A 14,602-nucleotide genomic window follows, 5' to 3' on the forward strand; every position below is an offset into this window, starting at 1 on the left:
GGCGTCTCCCGCCGGCAGGCGCTTTCGGGGCGCCTTGGCCCCTATGCTATGATCGCCGCCATTTTCGCGCTTTGGAGCCTGTCCCTATGAAGCTGACCATGCCTCGCTTCGATCTCGCGCCGGTCCTGGTGGTCGGCGACGTGATGCTCGACCGCTACTGGCACGGCACCACCTCGCGGATTTCCCCCGAGGCGCCGGTACCCGTGGTGCGCGTCGACCAGCACGAGGATCGTCCCGGTGGCGCGGCCAACGTCGCCCTCAACATCGCCGCCCTGGGCGCGCCGGCCTATCTGGTCGGCGTCACCGGCCAGGACGAAGCGGCCGATGCCCTCACCGACAGCCTGAGAGCGGCCCATGTGCAGGTGCGCTTCCAGCGCATCGCCCAGCAGCCGACCATCGTCAAGTTGCGCATCATGAGTCGCCATCAGCAACTGATCCGGGTCGACTTCGAAGAGCCCTTCGACACCGATGCCCAGGCGCTGGCCTCGGACACCGCCGCCATGCTGGCCGGGGTCAAGGTGCTGGTGCTGTCCGACTACGGCAAGGGCGCCCTGAAGAATCACCAGGCCCTCATCCAGCTGGCGCGGGCGCGCAACATCCCGGTGCTGGCCGATCCCAAGGGCAAGGACTTTTCCATCTATCGCGGCGCCAGCCTGATCACGCCGAATCTCTCTGAATTCGAAGCCATCGTCGGCGTCTGCGCCGACGACGCCGAGCTGGTCGCCAAGGGCAGCGAACTGATGGCGCGCCTGGATCTGGGGGCGCTGCTGGTGACCCGCGGCGAGCACGGCATGACCCTGCTGCGTCCCGCTCAGCCGGCCGTGCATCTGCCCGCGCGTGCGCGCGAAGTGTTCGATGTCACCGGCGCGGGCGACACCGTGATCTCCACCCTGGCCGCTGCCCTGGCCGCCGGTGAAGACCTGCCCCAGGCCGTGGGGCTGGCCAACCTGGCTGCCGGGATCGTCGTCGGCAAGCTGGGTACCGCCGCCATCAGCGCCCCCGAGCTGCGGCGCGCGGTGCAGCGTTCGGAAGGCTCCGAGCGCGGCGTCCTGACCCTGGAACAGCTGCAGCTGGCCATCGAGGACGCCCGCGCCCACGGCGAGAAGATCGTCTTCACCAACGGCTGCTTCGACATCCTCCACGCCGGTCACGTGACCTACCTGGAACAGGCGCGGGCCCAGGGCGATCGCCTGATCGTGGCGGTCAACGACGACGCCTCCGTGACCCGCCTCAAGGGCCCGGGCCGGCCGATCAACAGCGTCGACCGGCGCATGGCGGTACTCGCCGGCCTCGGCGCGGTGGACTGGGTCATCCCCTTCAGCGAGAACACCCCGGAGCGCCTGCTGGAGCAGGTGCGTCCGGATGTGCTGGTCAAGGGTGGTGACTACAAGAGCGTCGAAGAGGTGGTCGGCGCCCAGATCGTGCAGGCCTATGGTGGCGAGGTACGCATCCTCGGCCTGGTGGAAAACAGCTCCACCACCGCCATCGTCGAGCGGATCCGCAACCGTACCTGAGCGCGGACTCCCGGGTTAAGCTGGGCGCAGAATCGCTACGGAGCTGCGCCATGTCCTCGACGCCCCTGCTGATCCTTGGTACTGCCGTTTCTGCCGACCCGAACACCGCCCCGCACGCGGGCCAACCGCTCGGTCATCCGCTCAAGCTGGCCAATCGGCACGGTCTGATCGCCGGCGCCACCGGCACCGGCAAGACCGTGACCCTGCAGCGCCTCGCCGAAGCCTTCAGCGACGCTGGCGTCGCCGTTTTCGCCGCCGACATCAAGGGCGATCTCTGCGGCCTCGGCGCGGCCGGCGCGCCTCAGGGCAAGCTGGCCGAGCGCATCACCGCCCAGGGTCTGCCGCACCAGCCCCGGGCCTATCCGGTCACCCTCTGGGACGTCGACGGCAAACGCGGTCATCCGCTGCGTACCACCCTGAGCGAGATGGGCCCGCTGCTGCTGGGCAATCTGCTGGAGTTGACCGACAGCCAGCAGGCCGCCTTGCACGCCGCCTTCAAGGTGGCCGATCGCGAAGGCCTGCTGCTGCTCGATCTCAAGGACCTCAAGGCCGTCCTCAATCACCTGCGCGAACAGCCCGAGGCCCTGGGCGAAGACCGCGCGCTGTTCGCCGGCGCCTCGGCCCAGGCGCTGCTGCGCCGGCTGGCGACCCTGGAACAGCAGGGCGCCGAGGCCTTCTTCGGCGAGCCGGCGCTGCAGCTGGAAGACGTGCTGCGCCCGGAGGCCGACGGCCGCGGACGCATTCATCTGCTCGACGCCAGTCGCCTGGTGCACGAGGCGCCCAAGGTCTATGCCACCTTCCTGATCTGGCTGCTGGCCGAGTTGTTCGAGCAACTGCCCGAGCGTGGCGATGCCGATAAGGCGGTGCTGGCGCTGTTCTTCGACGAGGCCCATCTGCTGTTTGGCGACACCCCCAAGGCCCTGCGCGATCGCCTGGAGCAGGTGGTGCGACTGATCCGCTCCAAGGGCGTTGGCGTCTATTTCGTCACCCAGTCGCCCAGCGACCTGCCGGACGCCATCCTCGCCCAGCTGGGATTGCGCATCCAGCACGGCTTGCGCGCCTTCACCGCCCGGGAGCAGAAGGCCCTGCGCGCGGTGGCCGACGGCTTCCGGCCCAATCCGGCGTTCGACAGCCTGCAGGTGCTGACCGAGCTAGGCATCGGTGAGGCCCTGGTGGGTAGCCTGGAAGACAAGGGCACGCCGGCGATGGTCCAGCGCATGGCCATCGCCCCGCCGCAATCCCGGGTCGGGCCGCTGAGCGAAGCCGAGCGCCAGGCGCTGATCCGCCAGTCGCCCCAGGCAGGTCGCTATGACCGGGCCGTGGATCGCGAATCGGCCTGCGAGATCCTGCGCGAGCGTCAGGCCGAGCGGGTACCGGCGGAGGCGCCGGCAGCGGCACGGACCAAGGCCGGGCAGGGCGGTGCCCTCGGCGATCTGGTGGGCGAACTCGCGGGAAATGCGCTCAGGAGCGCGGCTCGCCAGGCGGCCAATCAGCTCGGACGGCAGCTGGTTCGGGGGTTGCTTGGCTCCCTGCTGGGTGGCAAGCGCCGCTAGCCGGACCGCAGGCAAAAAAAGACCCCGCCTGGGCGGGGTCCTTGAGCTTCACGCAGTCATTACATGCGCGGGGCGACGGGGTTGGCATCGTTGGAGATGGTCACTTCCACGCGACGGTTCAGGGCGCGGTCGGAGGCGTTGCTGTTGCTGGCCACCGGGAAGGCCTTGCCATAGCCACGGGTCTGGATGCGGCTCGGCTCGACACCGGCGCTGACCAGGGCGGTCTGGATGGCCTGGGCGCGACGCTCGGACAGCTGCTGGTTGTAGGAGTCACTGCCGACGCTGTCGGTATAACCCTCGACGATCACCTTGCGCTCGGGATTCTGCTTCAGGTACTCGGCCAGCTTCTGGGCATTGGCGTAGCCCTGGGGCTTGAGTTCGGCCTTGTTGAAGTCGAACAGCACATTGCCGAAGGTCACCACGGTGCCGCGCTCGGTCTGCTTGGCCTGCAGGGCGTCCTGCAGCTGCTTGAGCTGGGCGGTACGGGCGTCCAGGCGGGCCTGGGTGCGCTCGGCATCGACATTCTGCATCTGGGCTTCGGTCATGCGCAGCTTGATGGTCTGCATGGCCGTCTGGATGCGCTGGTTGGTCAGGTAGGCCAGCTGGTCGACGGTCTTCTCGTTTTCACCGTCCTTGTAGGCCTTCTCGGCCTTCTGCAGCCAGGCACCGGCGTCCTTGGTTTCCAGGGCGGCCAGCTGGGCGGCCTGAGGCTGGGATTCCAGCGCCGAGTAGTCGGACTTGGCCTGTTCCAGATTCGGGTTGGGCGGCGTGGAGCAGGCGGCCAGGGCCAGGCTGAGCAGCGACACGGCAGGGATCAGAATGTGTTTACGCATGATGGTCGTCCTTTGAATTCGTGAAGGGAGGAAAGGGGCGGTCGCTTACTGCTGGACCTTCTTCTGCAGGTTCTGCTGGAGCTGCAGGTTGATCTGACCTTCCTCACGGATCTGCTGGATGCTGTTCTGGGCATCCTTGAGTGCGGCGTCGGCCTTGGCGGCCTGGGTCTTGCGAGTGGCCAGGCGGGCATCCCACTCGGCCTGCTCGGCCAGTTGCTTGGCTTCGTCGTACTTCTCGTTGGAGAGGGCGGTCTGGGCCTGGGTCCACTTGTCCTGGGCCGACTTGGTCTCGATGGGGGCGAACTGGTTGCCACCGGAGCTCACCGCCTCGTTGACGGCGGACTGGGTCACGGCCATCTGGGCGGTCGGCGGATTGCCGGCGCAACCGGCCAGCAACAGCGAGCTGCCCAGGGCAAGGGCTGCAAGTTTCAGGGTGCAGGCTTTGGAAAGGGACTTTTGGGCAGTGGCACTCTTCATGGATTCAAGCTCCGTTGTTGATCCGAAAAGCGCGCCGCCGGCACGGGCAGGGCGGGCGCCTGGTCAGTTGAAAGCCGCACGTGGAAGCAAGTCCGATCCGTCCCCAAGGGGCCGTGACGGGTACTGGTAACCAGCCCTCGTCCAGCGCTGCGGTCTGACTCTGTGACCGCTCATCCGGCAAAAATGTTCACTGGCTATCGAATTTCGCCATGCGCGGAGGCCCTTGGCAGAGCGGTAGCGGCGTAGGTAAAGCTGCAGGTCGGCGGCTAGCCGGCCGTTTCGGACTGCAGGCGATGCAGGTGCTTGCGCGCCAGTTCCAGGAAGCGCGGCGTGGTGCCGGCATCGGCATAGAGGGGGTCGCCGAGTTCATCGGTGGCCACCACTTCCTCGCCCTGCACGTAGGGGAAACTGGCTTCCAGTTCTTCGAAGGCGGCCGCCAGCAACTCGCCGAGCAGGGCTTCGGGCGTGCGCTGGGGATAGAGTTCGCAGAGCGCCTCGAGACGGGCCGCGGTCTCGACTTCCAGGTCGAGGCGGTAGCTGCGGGTGGTGCCGGAGGTGGTGGCCTGCTGCTCCCATTGGTGAGCGAGTTCGCGAATCTTCATGAGCATCTCCCGTGGCTTAGGCAAAGGTCGGATATTCAGGTTGAGCGAGGCTGGGCACCCTGCAACAGCCGGGGCTTGCAACCGTGACAGCAGGGTGCTGTCCTCTGCGCTAGACCGCAGCGGTTGCCGTGAGGTCCGAACCGGTACTTTCGAGGAGCACGAGATGGTGGAAATCGACGTTCGCCTGCGCGAGCAGGTGCGGTTGCTGGGCGATCTGCTGGGGCAGACCATCGCCGACCAGCATGGCGCGGCCTTTCTCGACAAGATCGAGCGGATCCGCAAGGGCGCCAAGGCCGCCCGTGGCGGCTCCGCGGAGGGTGCCCGCCAACTGGGCGACACCCTGGATACCCTGGCCGAAGACGAGCTGCTGCCAGTGGCGCGGGCCTTCAGCCATTTTCTCAACCTGGCCAACATCGCCGAGGAATATCATCGGGTCAGACGGCGCACCGAGGACGAGCCGCCACCCTTCGAGCAGCAGGTGCTGCCGGAATTGCTGGAGCGTCTGGGCGCGGCCGGGCACTCCGGCCAGGCGCTGGCCGAGCGGGTCGCGGCGCTGGACATCGATCTGGTGCTGACCGCTCACCCCACCGAGGTCTCCCGGCGCACCCTGATCCAGAAATACGACGAGATCAGTGCGCAACTGGCGGCCCTCGATCATCGCGACCTCACCGCTGCCGAGGTGGCCGCCATCGAGGCACGGCTGCGCCGGCTGATCGCCGAGGCCTGGCACACCGAAGAGATCCGCCGCCAGCGCCCGACGCCGGTGGACGAAGCCAAGTGGGGCTTCGCGGTGATCGAGAATTCGCTCTGGCAGGCGATACCCAGTCTGCTGCGCAAGCTGGATGCCGGCCTGCAGGAACGCACCGGCCAGCGGCTGCCGCTGACGGCGGCGCCGGTGCGCTTCTCGTCCTGGATGGGGGGCGACCGCGACGGCAATCCCAATGTCACCGCCGCCATTACCCGCGAGGTGCTTCTGCTGGCGCGCTGGATGGCCGCCGATCTCTATCTGCGCGATGTCGACCGGCTCGCCGCCGAGCTGTCCATGCAGGCGGCGAGTCCGGCCCTGCGCGAGCAGGCCGGCGATCACCCGGAACCCTATCGCAAGGTGCTCAAGGTGCTGCGCGAACGGCTGCAGATCACCCGCAGCTGGGCAGCCCATGCCATCACCGATCCCCATGCCGGCGCCCGCCATGTCCTCAGCGACAACGCCGAGCTGATCGCGCCGCTGCAGCTGTGCTACGACTCCCTGCAGCGCTGTGGCCTGGGGGTCATCGCCGACGGCTCCCTGCTCGATACCCTGCGCCGGGCCCGCACCTTCGGTCTCTATCTGGTCCGCCTGGACATCCGCCAGGACGCCGCGCGCCATGCCGCGGCCCTGGCCGATATCTGCCGCTACCTAGACCTCGGCGACTATGCCGCCTGGAGCGAGGCGCAGCGTCTGGAATTCCTCCGCGGCGAACTCGGCAGCCGGCGTCCCCTGCTGCCGCTGGACGCCGAGCTGGAGGCCGATACCCGGGAGGTGCTCGCCACCTGCCGCGTCATCGCCGCCTCACCGCCCGATGCCCTGGGCTCCTACGTCATCTCCATGGCCGGTGCCGCATCCGACGTCCTCGCCGTGCAGCTGCTGCTGCGCGAGTGCGGGGTGCGCCAGCCGATGCGCGTGGTGCCGCTGTTCGAGACCCTCGACGATCTGGATCACGCCGGCACGGCCATCGCCAGCCTGCTCGATCTGCCCGACTATCGCGAGCGTCTGGCCGGTCCCCAGGAGGTCATGATCGGCTATTCCGACTCGGCCAAGGACGCCGGCACTCTTGCTGCGGCCTGGGCCCAGTACCGTGCCCAGGAAGCCCTGGTGGACATCTGCGCCAGCCGTGGCGTGGAGTTGCTGCTGTTCCATGGCCGCGGTGGTACCGTGGGGCGTGGCGGTGGCCCGGCTCACGCGGCCATTCTCTCGCAACCGCCGGGCTCGGTGGCCGGGCGCTTCCGCACCACCGAACAGGGCGAGATGATCCGCTTCAAGTTCGGTCAGCCAGCCATCGCCGAGCAGAATCTGGCGCTGTACCTGGGCGCCGTGCTGGAGGCCACCCTGTTGCCGCCACCGGCACCCGAGCCGGCCTGGCGCGAGCAGATGGATCGCCTGGCCCGCGACAGCCTGCAGGCCTATCGCGGGGTGGTGCGCGAGGATCCGCATTTCGTCAGCTATTTCCGGCAGGCCACGCCCGAGCAGGAGCTGGGCCGCTTGCCCCTGGGCAGTCGCCCGGCCAAGCGCCGCGAAGGCGGCGTGGAAAGCCTCAGGGCCATCCCCTGGATCTTTGCCTGGACCCAGACCCGGCTGATGCTGCCGGCCTGGCTCGGCTGGGAAAGGGCGCTGGAAGAAGCCGAGCGCCGTGGCGAATCGCCGCTTTTGCGCGAGATGCGCGAGCGCTGGCCGTTCTTCCAGACGCGCATCGACATGCTCGAAATGGTGCTGGCCAAGGCCGAGGCCGAACTGGCGCGGCTCTATGACCAACGCCTGGTGGAAGCCGATCTGCAGGTGCTCGGCAGCCAGTTGCGCGAGCGGCTGCGCCAGGCCGGGGTGGCGGTCCTGCGCCTGACCGGACAGGCCGAATTGCTCGAGCACCATCCGGAAACCCTGGTGTTCATCGCCGTGCGCAATACCTATCTCGATCCGCTGCATCTGCTGCAGATCGAGTTGCTGGCCCGCGCGCGAGCGGCGGGCGAAAGCCAGCCGGCCGCACTCGATCAGGCCCTGCTGGTGAGCGTGGCCGGGATCGCCGCCGGACTGCGCAATACCGGTTGAACAGACTGTCGCTTTTGCCGGGGTCCGCCGTCGTCTGGACGGCCCCGGCACCTGCGACGCTTGGTAACTTGTGCGGCCAGGGGGCGCTGTGTATGGTTGGTCCCTTTGGCCGTCTCGTGTCGTCGACAACAATCATCGCGACAGCGCCCCGCGCGGGCTGCCAGTCCGAGACCATTCTAAGGAGCAACAGATGCGCGTAATCCTGCTGGGAGCGCCCGGTGCCGGCAAAGGTACTCAGGCCCGGTTCATCACTGAGAAATTCGGCATTCCGCAGGTTTCCACCGGCGACATGCTGCGTGCCGCGGTCAAGGCCGGCACGCCCCTGGGCCTGCAGGTCAAGGACATCATGGACAACGGCGGCCTGGTCTCCGACGAGATCATCATCGCCCTGATCAGCGAACGCATCCTCGACGCCGATTGCGCCAAGGGATTCCTGTTCGACGGCTTCCCGCGCACCATTCCCCAGGCCGAGGCCCTCGAAGCCGCGGGCGTCAAGATCGACCACGTGCTGGAAATCGCCGTCGACGACGAGGAAATCGTCCAGCGCCTGTCCGGTCGCCGCGTGCACCCGGGTTCGGGCCGCGTCTATCACGTCGAGCACAATCCGCCGAAGGTCGCCGACACCGACGACCTGACCGGCGAGCCGCTGGTACAGCGCGAAGACGACCGCGAAGCCACCATTCGCAAGCGTCTGGACCTCTATCATTCCCAGACCAAGCCGCTGGTGGATTTCTACCAGAAGCTGGGCGCCGCCCAGGGCACGCCGAAGTGCAGCCGCATCGAGGGCGTGGGTTCGGTGGATGCCATCACCGCCAAGGTGCTGCAGGCCCTGAACTAAACGCCGGTAACGGCCGCCTGTGCCTGCAGGCGGTCCGGTCAAGGCGCCGTCCTGGCGTCATGACCGATGGGCGGGTCCCCTCGCGTCCCGTCTTCCTCTAGAATGCGCAGCCCTTTTCCTCGTCGCGGATTCGCCCCCATGTCCATCCTGCTCGCCCTCGACACCGCCACCGAAGCCTGTTCGGTCGCCTTGCATCTGGGCGACGAGATCATCCATCGCTACGAGATCGCGCCACGCCTGCATGCCCAGCGGGTCCTGCCCATGGTGCAGGAGCTGTTGGCCGAGACCGGTCTGAGTCTGGCGCAGGTGGACGCCATCGCCTTCGGTCGCGGTCCGGGCGCCTTCACCGGCGTGCGCATCGCCATCGGCGTGGTGCAGGGCCTGGCCTTCGGTCTGGAGCGACCGGTGCTGCCGGTGTCGAATCTGGCGATCATCGCCCAGCGCGCCTGGCGCGAGCGTGGCGTGACCCAGGTGGCCGCGGCCATTGATGCGCGCATGGACGAGGTCTACTGGGGTTGCTATCGCCTCGCCGGCGACGCCATGGTGCTGGCGGGGACGGAAGCCGTGCTGGCCCCCGAAGCCGTCGTCCTGCCGGCTGCCGCCACCGGCGACTGGTTCGGTGCCGGCACCGGGTGGGGTTACGGCGATCGCATGGCCGTGCCCCTGATCGAGCGGGATGCCAGCCTGTTGCCCCATGCGCAGGATCTGGCGGTGCTGGCGGCCTCGGCCTGGCAGCGCGGCGAAGCCGTGTCGGCCGAATCCGAAGCGGCGCAACCCGTCTATCTGCGTGATCGGGTCGCCACTCCCAAGCAGTCGGTCTGACGTCAGGAAACCCGACGTAATAGTCTGACGTCCAAGCTATGTATGCCGCTCGTCCGCCGGTCGCGACGGGCGTCCGGCCCTTGATTGTCATAGCTTTCGACCCTACTTAGAGTAGTGCCATCCGTTCGGGACCTGCCATGCGCATTGACAGCGGCTATTCCTCCTCTGCTTATCCCCTGAATCGTTCCTCGCGCGCGGTCACGCCCGTACGCGAGGTGGCGAAGGACGAGGACGCCCGTCAGAACGCCATCGCCCGCGAGGCCACGGGTAATTCCCGGTCCGACGTCGCGCCCGTCCGCCGCGTCGAGGCGACCGGGGCAACCGATACCGGCAACGGCGGTGGCAATGGCCTGGTGCTCAGCGAGCGGGAAGGGCGCTTCGCCAGTCAGCTCACCGCGCGTGCGCAACAGGCGCTGGCCAGCTACGGCAGCACCGCCGCCCTCGGCGCCGAGGCGGACGGCTCCTCCAGCGTCGTGGGCCTCGATCTCTACGCCTGATGCTGCCGTACTTTCTCGGCTGCCCTTCCTGGAGCGACAACGCCTGGCGTGAAAGCCTCTACCACGGCCTGCGCCCGGGTGATTTCCTGCCGCGCTACGCCCAGGTGTTCAATGCCGTGGAAGGCAATACCACCTTCTATGCCTGGCCAGCGGCGGACACCATCCGCCGCTGGGCCGAGCTGATGCCTGCCGACTTTCGCTTCTGCGCCAAGTTTCCCCGCGACATCAGCCATGCCGAGGATCTGCGCGTGCAACTCGCCAGCGCACGCACCTTTCTCGACTTGCTGGCGCCCCTGGGCGAGCGGGCCAGTCCGCTGTGGCTGCAGTTGCCCGCCGGCTTCGGGCCCGATCGGCTCAAGGAACTGCAGGTCTTTCTCTCGGCCATGGCGCCGCGTTGCGCCCTGGCCGTGGAGGTCCGGCACCTGGCCTTTTTCGACAAGGGCGAGTCCGAGCGGGCCTTGAACCGCCTGCTCATGGACTTGGGCGTGGAGCGCGTCGGCCTGGATTCGGCTGCCCTGTTCAGCGCCGATCCGAGCGAGCCGGCCGTGCGCCTGGCCCAGGCCAAGAAACCGCGGGTACCGGCGCGTGCCCTGGCATTCAGCGAGCATCCCCAGGTGCGCTTCATCGGCCGCCTGGAGCTCGCTGCCAACGACTATTACCTGGCCAAGTGGGTCACCCGGGTAGCCGACTGGATCGAGGCGGGCAAGGTGCCCTATGTCTTCCTGCACACCCCGGACAACCGCCAGGCGCCCGAGCTGGCCCTGAGATTCCACGCCCAGCTGCGCGAGCGCCTGTCCTGCTTGCCCGCATTGCCCGAGTTGAGCACCGCCGATACCGAACAACTCGGCCTGCTCTAGTCCGCGCCGTCCACCGCGATACGTTTGGCGACGTTTTCGCCGGCATTCCCGTGGTCCGCTCCGGTCAGATGAAGTCTCTCGCTTGACGATCCCCTTCGGCGCGCCGCATGAAAGCCAGACACCTGCTCGGTCTCGTCATCCTGCTCTATGGCGGTCTGCACACCGCCTTTGACCAGGGCTGGCTGCGCATTCCGCCTGCCTACAACCCCTGGGTGCCGCTGGACATCCAGGCACCCACCACTGCCGTCACCCGACTCAAGCTCTGGCGCCTGCAGGCCGATGCCGACTATTGCGCGGCGTCCCTGGCCACCTCGGCGCTCAACTATCGCGAATTACGTGGCAATGCCGGTTCGGCCGACTGCCCGCTGGAGCGGACGGTGCGCATCCAGCGCGGCGAAGGGGTAAGACTCAGCGGCAGCTTCCTCGCCAGCTGTCCCCTGGCCGTCAGCTTCGCGCTGTTCGAGCGGCAGGCCCTGCAGCCGGCGGCCGAAGCCGTCTATGGCCAGCGGGTGGCCGAGGTGGAGCACTATGGCAGCTTTGCCTGCCGCAACATCTATGGCCGCGCCAGCGGCCGGCGCAGTCAGCACGCCGCGGCCAACGCCCTGGACATCGCCGGACTGCGCCTGGCCGATGGCCGCCGCATCAGCGTGACGCGGGACTGGAAGGGCGATCCCCAGGCCCAACGCTTCCTGCGGCTGGTACGCGATGGGGCTTGCCGGTCCTTCAATACCACCCTGGGACCGGACTACAACGCGGCGCACCGCGATCATTTCCATGTCGACATGGGTGGCTTTCGCGTCTGCCGGTAGAATGGCCGGTCCTTTCGCCAGCGAGTCGCCCATGTCCACCGCCCGCCCCGCGCTTATCGTCGAAGCCCTGGAACCCGCCTTCACCGAGGCCGCCGCTGCCTGGGCCGCGCGCCTTGACCTGCCCCTGGGCACCGCCACGACCGAGGAATTCGCCCTGCAGGTCGGTATTCAGGGCCTGCAACTGGTGCAGCGCGGCCCGGAGGCACCGGGTCCGGTACGGGTGGACTTCGTCGAGGGCGCGGCGGCGCACAGGCGCAAGTTCGGCGGTGGCGCCGGCCAGATGATCGCCAAGGCGGTCGGAGTCGGACCCGGCGTGCGCCCGCGCGTGCTCGACGCCACCGCGGGTCTGGGCCGCGACGCCTTCGTGCTGGCGACCCTGGGCTGCACGGTGACGCTGGTCGAGCGCCAGCCGCTGATCGCCGCCCTGCTCGAAGACGGCCTTGCCCGCGCCGCGCGGGATCATGAAGCGGCCGGCATCGCCGCCCTGATGACCCTGGTGCAGGCCGACTCCACCGCCTACCTGCAAGGCGGGGAAGGCGAGGCGCCCGAGGTGATCTACCTGGATCCCATGTTCCCGCACCGCGACAAGAGCGCCCTGGTGAAGAAGGAGATGCGCCTGTTCCGGCCGCTGGTGGGCGACGACCTGGACGCCCCGGCACTGCTGGCCGCGGCCCTGGCCCTCGCCAGTCACCGGGTGGTGGTCAAGCGCCCGCGCAAGGCGCCGGCCATCGAGGGGGTGAAGCCGGGCTATGTGCTGGAAGGCAAATCCAGCCGCTACGACATCTATCCGAAGAAGAGCTTCAAGTCCTCCTAGAGCAGCTAACAACCCTACTGCGCGTCCGCCAGACGGGCGCGTGCAGTGCTCGGAATCCTCATGTACCGCTCGTACACTCGTGCGCGAGCCCGGTGCGGTTCCTGCGCGCCGCGCGCACCCGCCTGACAGCCGCTCGCTACGTTTTTTTAGCCGCCCTGAACGAAAACGCCCGCGGGCGGAAGGACTCCGGCCGCGGGCGCTGGTGTCACCGACTTCAGACGGTCGCGGGCTTGGGCGCGCGACGCTTGCGCCAGGCCCGGTAGAAGGGCAGGGCCACCATCAGGATGCAGACGATCCAGATGACCTGGCTGATGCCGCTCTGCCAGAGAATGCCCACGTCGCCGTTGGAGATCGACAGCGCGCGTCTCAGGCTGGTCTCCATCAGCTCGCCGAGGATGAAGCCCAGCAGCAGCGGCGAGAGGGGGAAGTCCAGCTTGCGCATGATGTAGCCGAAGATGCCCACGCAGACCATCAGCACCAGATCGAAGGTGGTGGCGTGCACCGCGTAGACGCCGATGCCGGTGATGATGGCGATGGCCGGGGCCAGCGACCAGTTCGGCACATCGAGGATCTTGGTGAACATCTTCACCATGGGCACGTTGAGGATGAGCAGCATCACGTTGGCGATGAACAGCGAAGCGATCAGGCCCCACACCAGATTCGGCTCGTTCTGGAACAGCAGCGGGCCGGGGGTGATGTTGTACAGGGTCAGGGCGCCGATCATCACCGCGGTGGTGCCCGAGCCGGGGATGCCCAGGGTCAGCATGGGAATCATGTTGCCGCACACCGCCGCGCCGATGGCGGTTTCCGGCGCGGCCAGGCCACGCAGGTCACCTTTGCCGAACTTGCCATCGGCACCCGCCAGACGCTTCTCGGTGGTGTAGGCCAGGGCGCTGGCCAGGGTCGCGCCAGCACCTGGCAGGACGCCGATGATGAAGCCGCTCACCGAACTGCGCATGTTGACCATGAATACGCTGCGGGCTTCGCGCACGTTGAACAGCATGCGCCCGGTGGCCTTAACCGCGACCTGGCCATGATGGGTCTGCTCCAGCAGCAGGAGCAGTTCGCTCACCGAGAACAGCCCCAGCACCAGGATCACGAAGTCGATGCCGTCGGCCAGGTGCACGTTGTCGAAGGTGAAGCGATAGACGCCGCTGTTGGCATCGATGCCCACGGAGGCGATGGCCAGGCCGAAGAGCGCGGCGACCAGGGTCTTGACCGGCTTCTCGGCGGCCATGCCGGAGAGGCTGAGGATGGCCAGGGCCATCAGCGCGAAGTATTCCGCCGGACCGAAGGCGATCGCCCACTTGGCCAGCAGCGGCGAGAACAGCACCATGCCGCAGGTGGCGATGAAGGCACCGATGAAGGAGCTCCAGGCCGACAGCGACAGGGCCACGCCCGCCATCCCTTGCCGTGCCAGCGGATAGCCGTCCAGACAGGTCATCATGGTCGCGGCTTCGCCGGGGATGTTCAGCAGGATCGAAGAGATCCGGCCGCCGTATTCGCAGCCCAGATAGACCGCCGCCAGCAGGATCAGCGACGTCTCCGGCGGCAGGCCCAGGGCGAAGGCCACCGGGATCAGCAGGGCGATGCCGTTGATCGGCCCGAGACCCGGCAGCAGACCCACCACGGTGCCGATCAGGGTGCCGATCAGCGCCACGATCAGGTTGGTCGGCGTCATGGCGACGCCAAAGCCCTGCATCAGAAAATTCAAGGTTTCCATGTCAGCCTTCCAGGAATTCCAGCACGCCAAGGGGTAGGGGGACTTCCATCACCCGGTCGAACAGCACATAGAGACTTATCGAGAGCAGCAGGCTGACCAGGGCACAGGGCATCAGGCGACCGCCATAGAGCAGGCCGCACAGGGTGGCGGTAAGGAAGGCGCTCAAGGGGAAGCCCAGCGGCTGGAAGGTCAGGGCGTAGCCCAGCAGGATGACGCAGCAGGCCACCACCTTGCGCAGCGACGAGGCGTCCAGCGGCTTCTGGTCTTCGCCATCGCCGATCGGCGTGGGGCGGATGATCAGATAGGCGAGGCCCAGGCTCATCAGCCCGAACATCAGCATCGGATAGGCCCGCGGACCGACCGGTTCGTAGGAGAAGGGCGCCTGGTAATCCCGGGCGATGAACAGCATGACGAGTCCGGCCACCAGCCAGACCGCCATGAAGGCGCGTTGGAAGATCATGTC

General features: G+C 67.7%; 14 protein-coding genes and 1 other RNA gene. 10 read left to right on the top strand and 5 right to left on the bottom strand.

Features of this window, described 5'->3' with window-relative positions; genetic code table 11:
• Window positions 1–86 precede the first annotated feature (86 nt).
• On the top strand, window positions 87–1,514 hold the full coding sequence (gene hldE, locus BGI51_RS12055; RefSeq protein ID WP_187978477.1) for a bifunctional D-glycero-beta-D-manno-heptose-7-phosphate kinase/D-glycero-beta-D-manno-heptose 1-phosphate adenylyltransferase HldE: 1,428 nt from the start codon (window positions 87–89) through the stop codon (window positions 1,512–1,514).
• A gap of 50 nt (window positions 1,515–1,564) precedes the next feature.
• Complete coding sequence (locus tag BGI51_RS12060; RefSeq protein WP_252977069.1) at window positions 1,565–3,067, top strand: helicase HerA-like domain-containing protein; 1,503 nt, start codon at window positions 1,565–1,567, stop codon at window positions 3,065–3,067.
• Between the two features lie 59 nt (window positions 3,068–3,126).
• On the opposite strand, the gene BGI51_RS12065 is transcribed toward BGI51_RS12060, so the two are convergent.
• The 3 genes from BGI51_RS12065 to BGI51_RS12075 all read right to left on the bottom strand — a co-directional run bounded on the left by BGI51_RS12065 (window position 3,127) and on the right by BGI51_RS12075 (window position 4,979).
• Window positions 3,127–3,900, bottom strand: coding sequence for an OmpA family protein (locus BGI51_RS12065; RefSeq protein ID WP_133862971.1), 774 nt, complete (start codon window positions 3,898–3,900; stop codon window positions 3,127–3,129).
• A gap of 45 nt (window positions 3,901–3,945) precedes the next feature.
• Window positions 3,946–4,377: a DUF4398 domain-containing protein gene (locus tag BGI51_RS12070; RefSeq protein ID WP_007161972.1), complete on the bottom strand. Its 432-nt coding sequence runs from the start codon at window positions 4,375–4,377 to the stop codon at window positions 3,946–3,948.
• Between the two features lie 266 nt (window positions 4,378–4,643).
• Window positions 4,644–4,979: a pilin assembly protein gene (locus BGI51_RS12075; RefSeq protein WP_133862969.1), complete on the bottom strand. Its 336-nt coding sequence runs from the start codon at window positions 4,977–4,979 to the stop codon at window positions 4,644–4,646.
• Between the two features lie 163 nt (window positions 4,980–5,142).
• On the opposite strand from BGI51_RS12075, the gene ppc reads away from it, so the two are divergent.
• The 8 genes from ppc to BGI51_RS12115 all read left to right on the top strand — a co-directional run bounded on the left by ppc (window position 5,143) and on the right by BGI51_RS12115 (window position 12,568).
• Window positions 5,143–7,779, top strand: a complete 2,637-nt coding sequence (gene ppc, locus BGI51_RS12080) for a phosphoenolpyruvate carboxylase (RefSeq protein ID WP_187978478.1) — start codon at window positions 5,143–5,145, stop codon at window positions 7,777–7,779.
• A 190-nt stretch (window positions 7,780–7,969) separates the two neighbouring features.
• Window positions 7,970–8,617 carry an adenylate kinase gene (gene adk / locus BGI51_RS12085; RefSeq protein ID WP_133862967.1) on the top strand — a complete coding sequence of 216 codons (648 nt, stop codon included), beginning with the start codon at window positions 7,970–7,972 and terminating at the stop codon, window positions 8,615–8,617.
• Window positions 8,618–8,755: 138 nt separating this feature from the next.
• A complete protein-coding gene (gene tsaB, locus BGI51_RS12090; protein WP_187978479.1) occupies window positions 8,756–9,439 on the top strand; it encodes a tRNA (adenosine(37)-N6)-threonylcarbamoyltransferase complex dimerization subunit type 1 TsaB in 684 nt (227 codons plus the stop codon).
• Window positions 9,440–9,576: 137 nt separating this feature from the next.
• On the top strand, window positions 9,577–9,936 hold the full coding sequence (locus BGI51_RS12095; protein ID WP_187978480.1) for a hypothetical protein: 360 nt from the start codon (window positions 9,577–9,579) through the stop codon (window positions 9,934–9,936).
• Window positions 9,936–10,793 (top strand): DUF72 domain-containing protein, encoded by an 858-nt coding sequence (locus BGI51_RS12100; protein ID WP_187978481.1) that lies wholly within the window; start codon window positions 9,936–9,938, stop codon window positions 10,791–10,793. The genes BGI51_RS12095 and BGI51_RS12100 overlap by 1 nt, the downstream gene beginning before the upstream one ends.
• Before the next feature lie 107 nt (window positions 10,794–10,900).
• Window positions 10,901–11,602, top strand: coding sequence for an extensin-like domain-containing protein (locus BGI51_RS12105; RefSeq protein ID WP_187978482.1), 702 nt, complete (start codon window positions 10,901–10,903; stop codon window positions 11,600–11,602).
• A 31-nt stretch (window positions 11,603–11,633) separates the two neighbouring features.
• Complete coding sequence (locus BGI51_RS12110; protein WP_187978483.1) at window positions 11,634–12,416, top strand: class I SAM-dependent methyltransferase; 783 nt, start codon at window positions 11,634–11,636, stop codon at window positions 12,414–12,416.
• Window positions 12,417–12,476: 60 nt separating this feature from the next.
• A non-coding RNA gene (locus BGI51_RS12115) (sX9 sRNA) lies at window positions 12,477–12,568 on the top strand.
• 62 nt (window positions 12,569–12,630) lie between these two features.
• On the opposite strand, the gene BGI51_RS12120 is transcribed toward BGI51_RS12115, so the two are convergent.
• A complete protein-coding gene (locus tag BGI51_RS12120) occupies window positions 12,631–14,139 on the bottom strand; it encodes a tripartite tricarboxylate transporter permease (RefSeq protein ID WP_187978484.1) in 1,509 nt (502 codons plus the stop codon).
• 1 nt (window position 14,140) lies between these two features.
• A complete protein-coding gene (locus tag BGI51_RS12125) occupies window positions 14,141–14,599 on the bottom strand; it encodes a tripartite tricarboxylate transporter TctB family protein (protein ID WP_187978485.1) in 459 nt (152 codons plus the stop codon).
• Window positions 14,600–14,602 lie beyond the last annotated feature (3 nt).

The organism is Pseudomonas oryzihabitans (assembly GCF_014522265.1).
Lineage (GTDB): Bacteria > Pseudomonadota > Gammaproteobacteria > Pseudomonadales > Pseudomonadaceae > Chryseomonas > Chryseomonas aestiva.